This is a genomic window from Deinococcus sp. QL22, assembly GCF_023370075.1.
Lineage (GTDB): Bacteria > Deinococcota > Deinococci > Deinococcales > Deinococcaceae > Deinococcus.
Genome location: NZ_CP097149.1, coordinates 2503546 through 2520581 on the forward strand (window position 1 = coordinate 2503546; position 17036 = coordinate 2520581).

Annotated in this window: 18 protein-coding genes; 6 read left to right on the plus strand and 12 right to left on the minus strand. The window is 62.6% G+C overall.

Annotated elements, in window-relative coordinates:
- From M1R55_RS12565 to M1R55_RS12610, 10 genes are all read right to left on the minus strand, one after another.
- The gene (locus M1R55_RS12565; RefSeq protein WP_249392093.1) at positions 1-933 is read right to left on the minus strand and encodes a carbohydrate ABC transporter permease; all 933 of its coding nucleotides are present in this window, start codon (positions 931-933) and stop codon (positions 1-3) included.
- Positions 934-1167: 234 nt separating this feature from the next.
- Complete coding sequence (locus M1R55_RS12570) at positions 1168-2412, minus strand: ABC transporter substrate-binding protein (RefSeq protein WP_249392094.1); 1245 nt, start codon at positions 2410-2412, stop codon at positions 1168-1170.
- 279 nt (positions 2413-2691) lie between these two features.
- Positions 2692-3297 (minus strand): tRNA (adenosine(37)-N6)-threonylcarbamoyltransferase complex dimerization subunit type 1 TsaB, encoded by a 606-nt coding sequence (gene tsaB, locus M1R55_RS12575; protein WP_371827107.1) that lies wholly within the window; start codon positions 3295-3297, stop codon positions 2692-2694.
- A 125-nt stretch (positions 3298-3422) separates the two neighbouring features.
- Entirely contained in the window at positions 3423-4196 is a 774-nt protein-coding gene (locus M1R55_RS12580; RefSeq protein WP_249392095.1) for a heme exporter protein CcmB, read from the minus strand.
- Positions 4186-4875, minus strand: a complete 690-nt coding sequence (locus M1R55_RS12585; protein WP_249392096.1) for an ABC transporter ATP-binding protein — start codon at positions 4873-4875, stop codon at positions 4186-4188. The genes M1R55_RS12580 and M1R55_RS12585 overlap by 11 nt, the downstream gene beginning before the upstream one ends.
- 87 nt (positions 4876-4962) lie before the next feature.
- On the minus strand, positions 4963-5649 hold the full coding sequence (locus M1R55_RS12590; protein WP_249392097.1) for a cytochrome c biogenesis CcdA family protein: 687 nt from the start codon (positions 5647-5649) through the stop codon (positions 4963-4965).
- A gap of 220 nt (positions 5650-5869) precedes the next feature.
- Positions 5870-6256: a penicillin-binding protein gene (locus tag M1R55_RS12595; protein WP_249392098.1), complete on the minus strand. Its 387-nt coding sequence runs from the start codon at positions 6254-6256 to the stop codon at positions 5870-5872.
- Positions 6257-6356: 100 nt separating this feature from the next.
- Positions 6357-8708, minus strand: a complete 2352-nt coding sequence (locus M1R55_RS12600; RefSeq protein ID WP_249392099.1) for a transglycosylase domain-containing protein — start codon at positions 8706-8708, stop codon at positions 6357-6359.
- A gap of 220 nt (positions 8709-8928) precedes the next feature.
- Positions 8929-9315 (minus strand): PleD family two-component system response regulator, encoded by a 387-nt coding sequence (locus tag M1R55_RS12605; RefSeq protein ID WP_064014365.1) that lies wholly within the window; start codon positions 9313-9315, stop codon positions 8929-8931.
- A gap of 143 nt (positions 9316-9458) precedes the next feature.
- On the minus strand, positions 9459-11186 hold the full coding sequence (locus tag M1R55_RS12610; protein WP_249392100.1) for a long-chain fatty acid--CoA ligase: 1728 nt from the start codon (positions 11184-11186) through the stop codon (positions 9459-9461).
- A 295-nt stretch (positions 11187-11481) separates the two neighbouring features.
- On the opposite strand from M1R55_RS12610, the gene M1R55_RS12615 reads away from it, so the two are divergent.
- From M1R55_RS12615 to M1R55_RS12635, 5 genes are all read left to right on the plus strand, one after another.
- Positions 11482-12066, plus strand: coding sequence for a nucleoside deaminase (locus tag M1R55_RS12615; RefSeq protein WP_249392101.1), 585 nt, complete (start codon positions 11482-11484; stop codon positions 12064-12066).
- 18 nt (positions 12067-12084) lie between these two features.
- Positions 12085-12990 (plus strand): ribokinase, encoded by a 906-nt coding sequence (locus tag M1R55_RS12620; RefSeq protein ID WP_249392102.1) that lies wholly within the window; start codon positions 12085-12087, stop codon positions 12988-12990.
- 101 nt (positions 12991-13091) lie between these two features.
- Positions 13092-13598 (plus strand): DUF1999 domain-containing protein, encoded by a 507-nt coding sequence (locus M1R55_RS12625; RefSeq protein WP_249392103.1) that lies wholly within the window; start codon positions 13092-13094, stop codon positions 13596-13598.
- 19 nt (positions 13599-13617) lie between these two features.
- The gene (locus M1R55_RS12630; protein WP_249392104.1) at positions 13618-13833 is read left to right on the plus strand and encodes a heavy-metal-associated domain-containing protein; all 216 of its coding nucleotides are present in this window, start codon (positions 13618-13620) and stop codon (positions 13831-13833) included.
- Positions 13834-13838: 5 nt separating this feature from the next.
- Positions 13839-14168 (plus strand): DUF503 domain-containing protein, encoded by a 330-nt coding sequence (locus M1R55_RS12635; protein WP_249392105.1) that lies wholly within the window; start codon positions 13839-13841, stop codon positions 14166-14168.
- Positions 14169-14268: 100 nt separating this feature from the next.
- On the opposite strand, the gene lepB is transcribed toward M1R55_RS12635, so the two are convergent.
- Positions 14269-15045 carry a signal peptidase I gene (lepB, locus tag M1R55_RS12640; protein WP_249392106.1) on the minus strand — a complete coding sequence of 259 codons (777 nt, stop codon included), beginning with the start codon at positions 15043-15045 and terminating at the stop codon, positions 14269-14271.
- Between the two features lie 246 nt (positions 15046-15291).
- On the minus strand, positions 15292-16104 hold the full coding sequence (locus M1R55_RS12645) for a patatin-like phospholipase family protein (protein WP_249392107.1): 813 nt from the start codon (positions 16102-16104) through the stop codon (positions 15292-15294).
- A 165-nt stretch (positions 16105-16269) separates the two neighbouring features.
- On the opposite strand from M1R55_RS12645, the gene M1R55_RS12650 reads away from it, so the two are divergent.
- Complete coding sequence (locus M1R55_RS12650; RefSeq protein ID WP_249392108.1) at positions 16270-17022, plus strand: serine/threonine-protein kinase; 753 nt, start codon at positions 16270-16272, stop codon at positions 17020-17022.
- Positions 17023-17036 lie beyond the last annotated feature (14 nt).

Consider the following 17036-nt stretch of genomic DNA (forward strand, 5'->3'; position numbering starts at 1 on the left):
TCAGTCCCCCCCGCGCACAAAGCGCACGTACACGGCAGTTACGGCCAAACTCACGGCAAACAGCGCCACGCTCAGGGTCGCCGCATAGCCGAAGTCCAAGAACTCGATAGAGGTGCGGTAGATATACACGCCCAATGTTTCCAACAAGCCCTGCGCCGGAGCCTGCTGAATGAAGGTGTAGGGAATATCGAAGACCTGCACGGCGCTGATAGACCGGAAGATGAAGGCCACCGCGAGGCTGGGGGCCAGCATGGGCAAAATGATGCGGAAGAACGACTGCACCCGCGTCGCGCCGTCTACATCGGCGGCCTCGGTGAGTTCGCGGGGAATGCCCTGCAGGCCGCCCAGCACGATCAGGGCCACGAAGGAACTGGTTTTCCAGACAATCGTGATGACCATCGCTGCTACCGCCAGCCCCGGCGTAGACAGCCAGCGCAGCGGTTCCTGAATGATGCCTGTGCGAACCAACAGGTCGTTGAACACGCCGTATTGACCGTTGAACAACCACGCGAAAATCAGACCGGTAATCACGGGTGGCATGGCCCAGGGCAGCAGCAAGGCCACCCGCGCCAGCCCACGCAACCGGCTGGGCGTATGGGCGGCCAATGCCATCGGAATGCCCACTAGAAAGGAACCGACGACGGTCAGAACGCCGAAAAACAGGGTGTTGCGGAGCGCCTGCCCAAAGCGGGGATCACCGAACATCTGCACGTATTGCTGGAAACCTACAAACGGCGTGCCCAGTCCCGGTTCGGTCAGTTTGTTCACGAACAGGCTGTCGCGCAGGGTGGTGATCATGGGGAACAGCAGGATGCCGCACAGCAGCAGCGCAGCGGGGGCCAGCAACATCACGGCCAGCCAGCCCTCTGAAGGCTCCCGGCGAAAACGGTGAGGCTTGGCTGGAAGCGAGGTGGATTGAGAGGGGAGAGCCATACACAGACCTCGCTTTAAGGTGGAGGTAAATCGATTTAGATTGCTTGGTGGGGCGTCTAAGGGTCTCGAGGTCTAAGAGTCGAGGGTCTAAGGGTAAAACAGGGGGCAGTTGTCCTCCCCTTAAGGGGAGGCGTTGCGGAGCAACGGGGGGTTCACCTTGCAACGCCAACTTCAACCGCCCCCAGAAGCATCTCTTCTTAGTCCCTTAGACCCTCGATCCTTAGACAAGCGCCCTTATTTGAGGAGTGGCTCCAGATCCCGCTGCATATCGGCCAGCGCAGCGTCCACGGTCTTGCTTCCGGCCACCGCAGCCGACACGTTGTTGCGAATAATCTCGCTGACGCGGGGGTAGTTGGCAGTAATGGGGCGGGGGCGAGCCTTGGTTACGATGGAGAACAGGCTCTTGAAATGCGGGTTGGCGGCCACCACTCCAGCATCGTTGTACAGGCTCTTGCGAATGGGCAGGTACGCGCCTTTAATCGCCATTTCCTTCTGGATGTCGCTGCTGGCCATAAATTGCAGCAGTTTGGCACTCGCGGCCTTGTTGCGGCTGTACGCGCTCACGGCCCATTGCCAGCCGCCCGTGCAGGTGGCGGTGCTGTTTTTGCCGAAGGCGGGAATGGCGGTCACGCCCACATCCCCCTTGACTTTGGTGGGCTGGGGGCTGCTGCCCTGAAAGTGCGCCCAGGCGTAGCTCCAGTTCAGGCCAAACAACACGTTTCCGGCCTGAAACTGCTGGCGGCTGTCGTCGGTTTTCATTTCGCTGGAGGCGGCGGGGGCCAGCTTGGTTTTCACGGCGTTCACCAAGAAGCCGAGGCCCTGCTTGGCGGCGGGGCTGGTCACGTCGTTCACGTTGCCGCCGCCCGTCCAGGTCATTTCCAGAAAGTTACAGACCGTCCCTTCAATGGGTGCACCCTGAAAGTTGAAACCCTGCAAGTTGCCGCCCTCGGCCTTCTGAATGCGGGCGGCGGTGGCGGCGAGCTCATCCCATGTTTTGGGGGCTTTGGCGTTGTATTTTGCCAACAAATCCTTGCGGTAATACAGGAATTGCGCGTCGGTAAAGGCAGGCATGGCGTACAACTTGCCGCCCACGCTGGCGGCGTTGACCGGGCCAGCCAGGAACGCCTTCAGGTACACGTCTTTGTTGGGCACGTAGGCGTCAAGGGGTTCAGCCCACCCTGCGGCAGCAAAAGTCGCGGTACGTACCACATCGATCAGGAAAATATCCAGCGTGTTGTCTTTGGCGGCCAGCACGGTGGTCAGGTATTGGTTTTGCGCCTCACTGGTGGCCCCGCCCGTTTCGATCTTGATTCGAATATTCGGATTTTGCTTCTGAAATCGGTCAAACAGCGGTTGAAAGATTTCGGGCCGTTGCTGGCTGCCCATGAAGACATTCAGGGTGGTGGTGGCGGCACTGGCGGCAGAACTCAGCAGCAGGGCGGTGGTCAGAACAAGACGGGTTCGCAGAGTGGTTCGCATAGTCAAGCCTCCAAAACGGGTCAGGGTTAACCCCAGAACAGATGACCAATCCTATCAACAGTTCATAGGATGGGTCAGATGATGCCGCCTCCCCCACTGCCCTCCCCGCTGTTCCGGTAAAAGCGGTTGCCAAAAAGACGGGCTGGCACAGAGCCAACGGGTCAGAAACCTCTCCAAGGTTCGGGCGGGATTGTAGAAGTAAGGTTGAGGAATCTATATCACATCGGTACTTACAGGGCCGCCAATATAAAGCGTCGGGGACAGTGTACCGGGTGTGATTCAGAGGTAGGCCAAGGCCCAGTCTGTCCGCCCGTGCGCCAGTCCAGCCCTCAGCAAAGCTTCGCCGCTGGGTGCGCCGTCATGAAAGTGAGGCAGACCCACTGCCCGACTCTGAAAGTCTTCCATGCTCTGCTTTTCGGGCGCGTGAAGGACTTCGGCCACCCCGCCTGCCTCTAATCGGTAGACCGCGCCGTACACGTTGCCGCGCCGGGCATCCAGCGATACGGCCACCCCGCCCGACAGCTTCACGCCGTCTGGCCCGCGCACCAGCCCCTCTAGCGTGGGCACGCCCACCACCTCTGCGCCCCATACCCGCGCCAGCCCCAGCGCGTAACTTGCACCCACCCGCACGCCCGTATAGGATCCCGGCCCCGTACCAATCACAATTCGCTCTGCCCGCAGCGGCAAGCCCGCCTCTTCAAAAAGTTCGGCTACCGCGCCTGCCACCCGCTCGGCATGGGCGCGGCCCACCTCGGCAGACCAGATACGCACGCCGCCCGGCCACGCCAGCGCCAACGTTAGGAATGGAGTGGCAGTATCAAGGGCCAGCGTTACGGGGGCGGCGTCGGTAGAAGCAGTGTCGATAGAAGCAGCGGAGAGGGTCACGGGTGGAATTGTAGGGCGCTGGGACAGGGAGTTGAGGATCGTGGGTGGATTGTCTAAGGGTCTAAAGGTCTAGGGCGTTGGGGCGGATTCGTTTTCCACTGACCAGTGCCCGGTGCACACCCTCCCTATCCCTCCACCGCATACGGAAAAAGCAGCGTCGCCAGAATCACCGTGCCCACATCGAACGCTGCCAAGAAGCCCACCCACGCCGTTACTTCCGGCGTCCAGCCCGTTTGCAGTAGCAGGGTGGTGGCCTTCACGGTAGAAATGACCACCGGCACCAGAATGGGGAAGGCCAGCGCAGGCAGCAGGGCTTCACGCGCCCGCAGGCTGACTGTGATGCTGCCGTAAAACGTGGTTCCGGCGGCAAATCCCAGCACGCCCAACACCGTCAGGAGCGCCAGCGCAGGCCAGGGTACGGCCCGCCCCGCGCCCGCCGCGCCGAACAGAATCAGGCCCATCGGTACGGCCAGCGCCGCCACCAGCAGCAGCGGCCCCAGCACGCCCAGCAACTTGCCTAGATACAGCGCCCCGTGCGCCCCCGGGTAGAGGGTCAGTTGCTCCAGCGCCCCGGCTTCCTGCTCCTGTGCAAAGGCCCGCTGAGCGCCCACGGCGGCGGCCAACGCGAGGGCCGTCCAGACCGCGCCCGAGGCCAACGCCGCCGCGTCATCGTCGGAACGCGTCACGCCCCCAGTAAGGGCCAGCCCCAGCACCAGCAGCACCAGTCCGGCAAAAAACCCAGTCGCCAGCAGCGCGTCACGGGTGCGGCCCGCCACGCGCAGGTCTTTGGCTGCCACCGTCAGCACGGTTTCCAGGGCAGATCGTGGCGTGTGGGGCTTATTCGACCTCTCTTCTATCGCGTTCCACATGCCACGTTCCATGCTCGGCTCACGCGCCATGATCGTCCTCGCTCAGTACGCCCATTGACAGTCGGAGCGCACGGGGAGCCACCTGGCGCGCCAAGTGCGGTTCGTGGGCGGCGATCAGCAGGGTCACGCCGCGCCCCGACAAATCGCCCAACAGGTCTACCGTCAACTGGCGTCCGGCGTCGTCCAGATTGGCGAAAGGTTCGTCGACCAGGGTGATCGGGCGGGCCAACAGATGGGCGCGGGCCAATGCCAGCCTCTTGCGCATTCCCGCCGACAGGAAGCGCACCCGCCGCGCCGCCGCCCGCTCCAGCCCCACCCGGCGCAGGGCCGAGGCTGCGTCGCCCTTCAGCGCATGCATCTGGAGGGCAAAATTCAGGTTTTCCTCACCGGTCAGGTCAGGGTACAGGCCCGCGTCTACAGGCATCAGGTGCACGCAATCGCGCACAGCACGCCCATCACGCAGGTCGAAGCCCAGCACCCGGCCTTCTCCGCGTGTGGGTTTCAGACCAGACGAAATCAGGCGCAGCAGCGTGGTTTTGCCCGCCCCGTTTTCGCCCAGCAGGGTCACGCCACTTCCGGCGGGGATGTCCAGATCCAGCCCCCGCAGAATGACCTCGCGGCCCAGGCGCAGCCAGATTCCGCGCAACTGAACGGCGTGGGGAAGGGCAGAAGGTGAATCGTGAATCGTGAATGGGGCGGGGCTAGACATTCTGCATCCGTGTAGGCGCCGTCCAGAACTCCAACAGCCTCACATCTGTTCCTACGATCCACGATCCACCCACCACCAACCCTGGCCCTACATCCTCAGCCATTCCGGCGTCACTCCGTAAAAAAATGCGGCCAACCGCGTAAATTGCCCTGTGATCATCAGCAGGCCCACTGCCACCAGAATACCGCCGCCCACGCGCTCAAAAATCCCGGAATAGCGGTTCAGGCGGCGCAGGTTCAGGCGGTTCCAGAGCAGGGCGGCCAGCAGGAACGGCACGGCGAGGCCCAGCGTGTAGGCGGCCAGTAAGCCCACGCCCTGGCCGAGGCTGGCTGTGCTGGCGGCGAGGCCCAGAATGCTGCCCAGCGCGGGGCCGAGGCAGGGGCTCCAGCCAAAGGCAAACGCCGCGCCCAGCGCCACCGGGCCGTACCCGCCCGCATCGGCCAGGGCGCGGGTGTCACGCATCAGGAAGGGCAGGCGCACGACGCCCAGCATCACCAGACCAAAAAAGATGATGAGCACAGCGGCCACCTGCCCCAGCAAGAATTTGTGGGGGGCCAGCACTGCGCCGAGGCTACTGGCTGTCGCTCCCAGCGCCATAAATACCAGACCAAAGCCCAGAATGAACCCCAGCGCCCGCAGCAGCGGAGAGCGTGCCCCGCCGATAACCCCCAGATAACTGGGCACCAGCGGCAGCACGCATGGGCTGAGAAACGAAAACAGCCCTGCCAGAAATGCCACCGCTACCGTTGGGGCAGACAGGCCGGAAGTCAACATAGGGCCAGTTTAACGGGCAAGGGGTGGGCAGGGCGTCCCGGCATGGGGTGTTGGGGTGGCAGTGGGGCAAGTTTAGGGGTCTAAGGTGGAGGTGCGGTGAGATTCTGGCCGGGCGTTGTGTTCAGCGAACTCCATCTGGCACAGCCTTTGCCCTTCTTAGTCCCTCAGACCCTAGACCCTTATACGCTTTTACATCGCCCAGTTTCCATCCCAAAGTGTTCTACCACTCGCCCCGGAACGTCCCCTCCCAGGCATTCAGCACGCGCCCGCCCTGCACCAGCAGCACCGTCGGATAGGCTCCGACTTTCAACTTGCGGGCAAAGGTGGTGGCTTCCGCGCCGCGCCAGGGGTTGATTCCTGCGGGGGCTGGGGCGGGGATGTCTTCGGCGTTCACGGCCCTTACAGGTAATCCGCTGTCCAGCACAGCCTGCCACAGGTCGCCCAAGTCGCCGCAGTCGTGCGAATAGACCACGACCACTTCACGGTCAGCGGCACTTGTCCAGGGATGAGGCGGGAGCGGGTCGCCCAATCTTACGCGGGCGTCGGCCTGGCCTGCCCCCAGAGTCAAGAGCAAAGTCAGTAGGGGGGCGTGACGCATGGGAGCCATGATGCGCCGCCTACGCTGCCGTTGCGTGACCGGGCCATGAGAGCCGCAAGCGATGAAGGCGGCCCACCGTGCATCCGGGGGCCGCCAATGGGGAGAGGAATCAGGGTGTGGTAGGTGTGAGCGTGCTGGACTGAGCTTTCACGGCTTTCAGGGCCGCCGGGTCGGGCTTCTCATCGCGCAGGGGGGCCGGGTTGGGGTCGGGCGCGTAGCCGGGGAGTTCCTCTATGTACACGCGCCGCTGAACAATGTTATTTGGGGGCGTGAATTCGGTGGCAAGCCGCCCCGTCGTGCGGTCAATGTCGATCATCACGGTGCGGGGGTCTTCGCTGCCCGGTGTGTAGGTGGTTTCGCGGTACACGGTAGGCAAGGGCGCGTCGGGTTGAATCTGAGTATTGGCGGCGTCGCGGTACTGGGGGTCAAGCAGAGCAATCTTGACGCCGGGCAAGTAACCCTGGTCGGGGGCATCTGCCGTCAAAATGCCGGGGGGTTCCGTGAATTGCGTGACGGTTTTGCCCGCGTGGGCCACTTCCATCATGCGCCGCCAGATTGGGGCGTTCACGTAGCCGGAAAAGAAGTTGATGGGCATTTCACCGCCCTGCTGCTTGCCTACCCAGACGGCTCCGGTGTACAGGGGGGTCGTCCCCACGAACCAAAAATCCTTGGGGCCGTTACTGGTACCGGTTTTGCCCGCCACCGGCCACTCCCCGAACTTGGCTTTGGTCGCCAGCCCACCTTGGCGCTCGGTGAGGTCGTTCACCACGCCCTGAATCATGTTCAGGCCCAGATACGCCACTTGTGGTGTCCAGACCCGCTTGGGTTTGACGGGGGTCGTTCCGGCGTCGTACAGCACTTCGCCGCGTGCAGTGGTCACGCGGGTCAGGTAGCGCGGCGCACGGTACAGGCCACCGTTCACGAAGGGGGAGTAGGCCGCCGCCATTTTTACCGGCGTGGTTTCTACTGCGCCCAGCGCGGCAGCCAGCCCGGTTCCGTCGTTGGGCGGCACACCCAATTCGCGCAACTTGCCAAAAAAGGTCTGAAGGCCGATACGGTCTGCAAGGCGCACCGTGACCAGGTTCAGAGAGCGGTCAAGGGCTTCCCGAATGGTCATGCTGCGGTAAGTGGTCGCGCCCTCGAAGTTTTCCGGTTCATACACGCCGTCTTTACAGCCGATGCACGGATAGGACACCGGCTTGTCGTCTTCGCGGTGATCCTGGGTCAGTCCGGTGCTCAGGGCCGTGGTATACAGCAGCGGCTTGATGGTGGATCCGATCTGGCGCTGGCCCTGCGCAGCGTTGTTCCAGTCGTCGGGCGGCGCGTTGCCGACAAGCTTCTGGCCGATCATCCCCAGTACCTCGCTGGTATAGGGGTCGAGGATGGTTGCGCCCAACGTCGCGCCGGGGGGCAATCCGGTGGCCTCACGGCTGGCAGTTTCCACAGCGTTCTGAACCTTGGGATCGAGGGTGGTATACACGCGCAGGCCGCCGCTGCCGTACACCTTCTCGCGGCCAAATCGGCGCACGAGTTCGCCCTCCACCTGACCCATAAAGTGCGGGGCGCGGGTGGTGGTTACGGCTTTCAGTTCTTTGGCCGTGCGGTCTACGAGTTGGGCCGTTTTGATGTCGCCGGACGCGGCGTACACCACTTGCCAGCCACGCGGTTGCAGCTTCTCTTGCCACGCGGCGTCGGCCTGAGTCTGCGTGACCCACTGGTCTTCCACCATTCGGGCCAGCACCAGTTTCATCAGCGGGCGAACCTGTGCGTAGTCGAAGTAACGGCCTGCGCTGGGCACCAGAACCGTCAGGTACACGCTCTGGGCCAGCGTCAGGCGCTTGGGCGTGGTGCGGAAGTATGCCTGAGACGCCGCGTAGATGCCGTACAACTCCACGGGGCCACCGTCGCCCCAATAAATCGTATTCAGGTAGTTCTGAAGAATTTCTTCCTTGGTAAAGCTGCGCTCGACCTGCACGCTCAGCATCCATTCTTTCAGCTTGCGGTCAGGGGTGCGGGCCTGATTGTATTCCTCCAGCAGCAGCGTGTTCTTGACGAGTTGGTTGGTCAGCGTGCTGCCGCCCTGTACCTCGTCGCCCCGTGCCAGCCGTTGGAATTGCCGCGCCAGACCATATGGATCAAGGCCGTAATGCTCAAAAAACCGCCGATCCTCGTTGCTGATCAGGGCGGCCACCATAAACGGGCTAATTTCATCCAGCGTAACGAGAGTTCGGCTGATGGCCTGCTCACCAATTTTGGGAATCAGGCTGCCCAGCGAGGTGTTGTCGCGGGCAAACACCCGTGTTTCTGCACCGAGAGAACGGGTCAGAGAATCGAGTTGACGGTAATCGGGCAGTTCGCGTGCCCATTTGCTGGCATAGGTCGCCGCCACGCCTGCCCCGGCCACCAGCGCCGCGATCATCAGGGAAGTCAGAAATTTTAAGAACCTCAGTACGAAAATCAAGCCTCTCTCCTCTGGTGCGGCTCTTGCAAGTGTGGCGCTCTCAGCTCTGGACACTGTTGGTCAAGCGGCCCCTGTTCACCAGTGTGTATCAAGCCTATGTATCAAACATGTGTGTCAAACACGTCTATAGAACACTGTGCGCCAAGCTGTGTGAATAAGGTTCTCCGTATAGGAGCAAGCGCTACATCACTCAGCGGCCTACCAAGCCGTGTCTCCCCGCTCAGCGGCGGCGGGCCTCGATCAATTGGTTCACGCGGCCACGCAAATTTTTGCCAGACAGGGGTTTGTACACGATGTCGTCTGCGCCCACCAATTTGGCGTGGTCGCGGGTCTGATCATCGTCGAAGCCGGTGAGCAGCAGCACGGGGGTGTTGCGTAACCGTTTGATGCGCTTGACACGGGAGCAGATTTCGAAGCCGTCCATATGCGGCATTTTGACGTCGAGCAGCATTGCGTCGGGAGTGTGGTCACGAAGATAATCCAGTGCAGTCTTGCCGTCCTGAACAGCCACGATTTCGTGCCCGTCTGCCGACAGAATGACCTCCAGCATAGTCCGGATGGCCGGTTCGTCATCAGCGACGAGGATGGTATACGCCATAAGCCCCATGATAGTGCAGCGCGGCCCTGTAAGAAACGTCACCTGTGCATAAATCACGTGAGAAACCCCCACACAATGGCGGGGGTCAGGCGGGGGTGCGCCGTTTGAAGCGAAATACAGGGCTTCATTACAGCAGTACGGGACTCATTTGTTCAGCCCTTGCCCACCGCCTGCGCTTCCCTTGCCTCCTGTGCCAGCTGACGGCGCAGAATTTTCATGGCGGCGGTTTTGGGCAGTTCGGTGCGGAATTCCACGCTGCGGGGCACTTTATAAGCGCTCAGGTCTTTTTTGCAGTGGGCGATGATTTCGGCTTCGGTGGCGTTCATGCCGGGTTTCAGGGCCACCACCGCATGTACGTTTTCACCCCGGTAGGCGTCGGGCAGACCCACGGCGGCGGCTTCCAGCACCGCCGGATGACCCATCAGCACCTCTTCCACTTCACGCGGGTAGATGTTGAAGCCGCCTGCGATGATCAGGTCTTTTTTGCGGTCTACGATACTGAAGTAGCCGTCTTCGCCCATGACACTCATGTCGCCGGTCATCAGCCACGTGCGCCCGAACGCTTCACGCATCGTTTTTGCGGTTTCGTCGGGGCGTTGCCAGTAGCCTTTCATGATCATGGGGCCAGCCACCCACAACTCTCCAACCTCGCCGTGAGGCACAGGCTGGCCGTCTTCGCCCACGACCACCGCGTCCACGCCGGGCATCGGCAGTCCGATGCTGCCTTCGCGCTGGCCGCTGAAAATCGGATTGGTGTGGGTAATCGGGCTGGCTTCGGTGAGGCCATACCCTTCGACCAGGTTCGCGCCGCCCGTAATTTCGCGGAACTTGCGCGAGGTTTCCAGCAGCAACGGTGCGCTGCCGCTGATGCAGGCGCGGATACTGGTCAGGTCGTGCTTGGGCGTGTCGGGGTGGTTGTTGATGGCGTTGTACAGCGTGGGTACGCCCGGAAACAACGTAGCTTTGCTGGCCGTAATTGCGCCCAGCACCATCTTGATGTCGCGGGGATTGGGCACGAGGGCCATTGTCGCGCCCACCAGCACGCTTAAATTCATGGCAACGGTCATGCCGTACACATGAAAAAACGGAATGGCGGCCAGCGTCACTTCTTGGCCCTCCCGCAAATCGGTCATCCACGCGCGGGCCTGCTCGCAGTTGGCGACCAGGTTGCGGTGGGTCAGCATGGCTCCCTTGGGCACGCCGGTGGTACCGCCCGTGTACTGCAGCAGCGCCACATCGTCCGGCTCTATCCGTACTTTGCTGGGCGTGGGCGGCTGCGATTTGACCAAGGCCTTGAAGGGCAGCACTTTTCCACTGGCCTTAATACTGACCCAGGTTCCTTCACGCCGCGCCTTCACCGGATACAGCAGATTTTTGGGAAACGGCAGCGCGTCTTGAATGCCGGTCACGATCACGCGCCGCACGCCCACGCGGGCCTCAATCTCAGCAAAGCGCGGGTAAAACGTATCCAAAATGATCAGCGTTTCACTGCCGCTGTCGGTCAGTTGGTGTTCCAGCTCTTTGGGCGTGTACAGCGGGCTGGTATTGACCACCACCGCGCCGGCCAGAAGCGCCCCATAAAAGCCCACCACGAATTGGGGGCAGTTGGGCAGCATGATCGACACCCGGTCGCCGGGAGCCACGCCCGATTTTTGCAGGGCAGTGGCGAATCTTTGGGCGTCTTGCCACACTTCTTTGTAAGTCATAGACGCGCCCACAAACGTTAGAGCAGGCCGGTCTGGAAATTTGGCGGCGGCCTGCTCCAGCAGCATCGGCACGGTGTCGGCACTGGGCGTAAAGTCGTGCGGCACGCCCTTTTCATAGTGGGCCAGCCACGGGCGGGGCAGGGGGCTTGCGGCAGGGGATTGGGGTGCAGTCATGGGCGCAGACACGCTCCTTTAGGAAACTCTGTGAACTCTTGGGCGTACAGCCGGGGTAAAGAGAGAAGGCCTCAGCGCAGGCAAAAGCAGGGATCGGCAACGGGGGCGGGGAACGGCGGCCAAATGGCAGGAAAGCACCCACGAGACACACAACCACTTTGGAGCAAACACTGTGTAATTGAACTGAGTATAACAAAACCTTCATGCCCTCGCCAGCACACCCCCACCAGGCTGAATGGGCCGACTCAAGGTCGCCTCAAGCTGCTCTCACACGTCTTCTGGCACACTGCACAACATGTCTGACCAGCCTCCTGGCCCCCCGCCGATCACTCTCAGCCACCGGGCGCACCTGCAAACGGCACTTCAGATGGCCCGCGAGGCAGTGGCGGCGGGCAGTTCTCCGGTGGGGGCCGTGCTGGTCAACGAGCAAGATGAAGTGGTGGCGACAGGCCGAAACCGTGTGGGCGAAGATCAGACTGCCGAACGTGTGGGCGGAGCGAGTGTGGCCCACGCCGAAATGGACGTGTTTTTTGCGCTGGGTAAATTGAAAAACCCCGGCAAGCTGACTCTGTACTCCAGCCTCGAACCCTGCCTGATGTGCGGCGGCGCGTCCTCGCTCTTGGGCGTGGGCCGCGTGGTGTGGGCCACCGACGACGCCTGGGGAGGTTCGGGCCGCCTGATCAAGTGGGCCGATCATCCCGCCATGCAGTCCACCGAAGTCATGGCCTGCCCCTACCCCGATCTGGAGACCGAGGGCGCACGCCTGTTTGCCCCCGAAGCCAAGCGGGCCTTCCCGGATGAGGGGTGGGAGTTGTGGCGCGGGCGCTATCCGGCAGAAACGGCAGAAGTTGAAGAGAGTGGGGAAGACGGGAAGGACTGAATGCTCTAGCCTCAGCCCATGACCATTCTTGTCATTGGCAGCGTGAATGCTGACCTGACCGTGCAGGCTGCCCGCATTCCGGCCCCCGGCGAAACAGTACTGGGCGGCGACGCCCGCGTGTCGGCGGGGGGGAAGGGCGCGAATCAGGCCGTGGCCGCCGCTCTGGCAGGCGCACATGTCGCCCTGTGTGGGGCGGTGGGCAGCCAGTCCGATCCGTTCCGGCTCCCGGCGTTGGCGGGACTGAAGCGTGCGGACGTAGAATTGTCGCTTCTGCACACGCTCGACGCTCCTACCGGGCTGGCCCTGATTACGGTGGCGGCAGGCGGAGAAAACGCAATTACCGTTGCCAGCGGCGCAAATGCCCGCTTTGGGCCAGAGCATCTGCCCGCCGACTGGAGCGGCCTGACCCATCTGCTGCTTCAGCAAGAGCTTGCGCCTGCCGTCACACGCGAAGCCGCCCGCCGCGCCCATGCGGCCGGACTGACCGTGATCCTGAATGCTGCGCCTGCCCGCGAGATGGATGCCGCATTACTGGCCCACACCCACCATCTGATCGTGAACGAACACGAATTGGCGGCGCTGGTGGGGCGAACTGTTGACCAGGACGAACTGGCTGTCGCCGCACAGTCGCTGCTGAAGCTTGGGCCGGGGGCGGTTACGGTCACGTTAGGCGCACAGGGCAGCCTGACCGTAACCCCTGATATGGTTTACCGCCTTCCGGCCCATTCGGTGCAGGTCATAGACACCACCGGAGCGGGCGACACGTTTTGTGGCGTGCTGGCAGCGCGGCTATCCGGTGGCGACCCTTTGCCCCAAGCGTTGCACTGGGCGGGCTTGGCAGCGGGTTTGGCCTGCACCCGTCCCGGCGCACAGGACAGCATGCCAAGTTGGGCAGAGGTGGTGGAAGCCGAGAAACTGCGCTGACACTGGGTAGATCTGTCATTACGGCTGGCAACCACACAGAGGGACGTGTTCCTGTGCCGCCCCTGCCTGCCTGCTCTGCTGTCCTTTGATAGCCTTCGCCTATGCGTTACCGAGTCCCCACCGAACACGATTACGACGCCCTGCACGCGCTCGATCTTGCCGCCCTGCGCCATACCGACCCTGCCTTTGACACCTTGCCGCCCCGCGAACGCGAAGGCCGGATTTGTACCACGCTGCCTGCGCTCAAATTTTACGAACGCAGTGAGCATTCCTTTGTGGCCGAAGACGACGGCGTGCTGCACGGCTTTATTTTTGCCCAGAGCGTGTGGCAAGGCGACCGCCCGGTGGTGCTGGTCCGTACGGTGGCCCTCGCGCCCCATGCCCAGGCCGCCACCGCCGAAGGATTGCTGCACGCCACCGTCAAGAGTGCCTACGACACCGCCGTGTACGAGGTGCATTTTGCTGTGACGCCCGCGCTGGAGGCCGCCGCCCTTGCCGAAGGCGCACATGTGTTGGGGCGTTACGCGGTGCGGCATTTGGGCACGCGGGCCGACACTGCGCCGGGTCAGAAGTTGGGGCCGTCAGAGTTGCCCGAACTGGGCCGGTAGAGCCTCTATACTGCTGCCTATGACGAAATCTGCAACCCGCGTCCTGCTCGGTGTGCGCGGCATGAACCGCGAGGCAGGCGACAAAGTGGCTGGGGCGCTTCTGGCGCTGCCCGGCGTCGTCCGTGCCATGCCCGACGACGGCCAAATCGAAGTGCATTACGACCCCTCTCAACTGACGGTGATGGACTTGGTTCGCGCAGTGCGCGGGCAGGGCTTCCTTGCCGGAATGCTCTAGACGCGGTGGCGCTGGGCTACGTGGGTGTACTGACCATACGTGTAGAGATGCCGTGGGTCAGTAACCTCAAGGAGAAACGGGCGCTGGTGCGGCCTGTCGTAGAGCGTCTGAAGGCCCGTTACCCCCTCACGGTGGCCCGCCTCGACGGTCTGGATGCCCACGATTGGGAGATCATCGGTGTGGCGACCCTCAGCAACGATTACGTGTGGGTCGAAGAAACACTGCGCATGGCCGCCGACTACATTGCCCGTGAGGGCGAGTACCGTGTGGCGTGGGAAACCACCGAAATCACCGTGCTCGGCGAGAATGACGAGGACGAGCAGGAAGACGACTAGGTCAACTGTCCGCCGTCCATCAACTCCAAAGCAACAGAGGGAGCCGTCTACGTGACTGGCTCCCTTCTGTTTTTTGGGCGGCTTCAGCCCATTTATTCAGCTATTTATTGAAAGTGCTGAACCCTTCCGGGCGGGTCAGCACGCGCCAGTTCAGCACGTTTTCTCCGCTCAGTCCGTCGGCGGCGACCGCATTGGCGGCACAGTCGTATTTGATGTTGGTTTTCCGCATGATCGGCCAGATCACGGCGGCGGCGCGGCCTGCGATATCGCGCTTGGGCACCGGGCCAAACAAGCGTGAATCTTCGCTGCCTTCCGGGGTGCGGTTGTCGCCCATTACAAAATACTGGCCTGCGGGCACCGTAATTTCAGGCTGATCTGTCAAGTATCTGCTGCGGCTAGAGGCGGCCAGATTCGCCAGGTCGCTCTGGGTGTCCCAGCAGCCCTGCTCGCGCCAGTAGTCGGTTGTCCAGCTGGAATCCAGCTTGGTGCCGTTGAGGGTCACCTCGCCGCCGCTGATGCTGATTTTGTCGCCGGGTAGCCCGATCAGGCGCTTGATCAGAAAGGGGCGGTATGTCCAGAGGTTCAGCGGGGCGCTTCTGTTCAGCTCCGGGATGGCGTTGGCGGCGGCGCGGGGCGGTTTAAAGATCAGGATGTCGCCGCGTTTGAATTCTCCGATGCCTGCTTTATGCAGCCACGTTTCGTATTTGGGCACGAACACGCGCTCGCGGTTGCGGAGGTTGGGCATCATGCTGACGCCGTCTACACCGACCAATGTGGCCACAAACTGCGTAATGACCACCGCGAAGACGATGGGTTCCAGGAGTTCTTTCCACAGTTTTTGAAGGGGGCCGGGGGCGGACTTGAGCAATCTGGTCATGCACCGCGCAGAATAGCGGATAGTGGGTGAGGAACGGCGAGTGGGGTCAACCCCAGCTTCACGCGGCGGGTGTGTTCATAGGGACTTCGACTGAAAGCCGTACATTTGGGCTTTCAATCCGAGCGGAGCGAGTGGGAGAAAGTACGGATTCCGGGACTTGTAAAGCTGCGCAGCAGAGATGGACGGACAGGCGGTGGCTGTGTTGATAAGCAGGGCCGACTGTACAGCAATCATACGGAATCCGTATCAGCCGGTGCCGGGACTTCCCAACAACGTCTGAATACGCGGCAATTCGGCCAGTGCCGCCGTTCGCCCCGCCTCGATGGCCTGCGCCGAACGGTTGAAATTTTGTAGGTCTACGTCGCCCAGCACGGGCCGCAGTAAAATATCAGGGCGGTACAAACTCAGGCGGGCGTCGGTCAGTTGAGCCTGCATGATTTCCACGGCCCGCCGGAGCGCTTGCACTGGCCCCAAATGCGCTTCTCGCCGCCACAGCAGCACGCGCCGCCCGTGCAGTTCCAGCGGACTGGCCGCGGTCACGTCTACGGCCAGCACCTTCCGCACGCCCAGAAACAGCGCGGCATCTACCGGAACCTGATTCAGCACGCCGCCGTCCGACAGCAGCATTTCATCGAGTGGCACAGGGTCGAGCGCCCCCGGATAGGCGGTAGTGGCCCGGAGCGCCGTCAGCAGGTTGCCCCGCGAGAGGTACACGCCCCGGCCAGTCAGGACATCGGTGGCCGTGACCGCGAGCGGCAGAGGCAGTTCTTCAAAGGTGGCAGGCAAATGCTGAGACAGCCACGACTCGAAGGCCGACACCCGGATCAGGCCAGTGCCGGGCCGCCAATCCACCAAGCGCCGCCACGATACCGACGCCGATATTTTTTCCAGTTCAGCGCCCGAATAACCGGCCGCGATAAATGCGCCCACCAGCCCGCCCATGCTGGTTCCGGCCAGCACAGTAGGCTTGATTCCCGCTTCTTCCAGTACCCGCCACACACCGATGTGCGCCAGCCCCCGCGCCCCGCCGCCGCCCAAGACCAATCCGTAGGCCGTCATCTGTTCCCTGTCATATGGGGCGATTCTATGGGCCACAGGGCAGATGTGCGGCCTCGGCAGACGCGCTTTGGACGCCGACTGCCTATGTCACTGCCGAGCTGCACGCCCCTTCATCTGGTTGGGGTGTCTACCCAACGGGGCTACTCGTGCGCTAGCGTGAGGCCGATGCCTTTGGCGGGTCAACTTGTGGGCGATGGGGTGCGATTGATTCGTCCCGTCGGGCGTGGCTCGCACAGCGTGGTTTATTTTGCGGTGTCCAAGGAAGGAACGCCCTGCGCCGTCAAAATATTCCCGCTCCATCTGGCGGCTTACGCAGACCGCGAATACGAGAACGCCGCGCCCCTCGATCATCCCCGCCTGGTGCGGGTGCTGGAGCGCACCACCGTCCTGAATCAGCCTGCGCTGGTAGTCACCCTGGCACGCGGCGAAACCCTGTTTGACCGCTACTCCGCCCGCCCCGCCCTGACCGAAGAACGCCGGGCCTTTTTGCTGACCCTGGTGCATCTGCTGGACGCTTTGGCTTACCTGCACGCACGCGGCATGGTTCACCGCGACATCAAGCCCGAAAATATCGTGGCCGAACCCGACGGCAGCGCCAAACTGGTGGATTTTGACCTGTCGGGGCCGGTACACGAAGTCCTGACCGCGCCTACACGCATGGGCACGGCAGCTTTTCAGAGTCCGGAGGCCTACCGGGGAGAACCGCTGGGGCCAGAAAGCGACCTGTACGGCGTGGGCGTGCTGCTGGGCTGGGGGCTGCACGGCTCGGTGCTGGAACCGGGCGAAATGCCGCCCCACAGCGGTGATCCCCTGTCGCATCTGCATATCATCCTGACCCGCCGCGACGCCGCTAGCCGTCCGAACAATGCGTTGTGGGCGCGAACGGAGTTGCTGGCGTTGGCGGGCTTGCCGTACTGAGGGGTATGGGACAG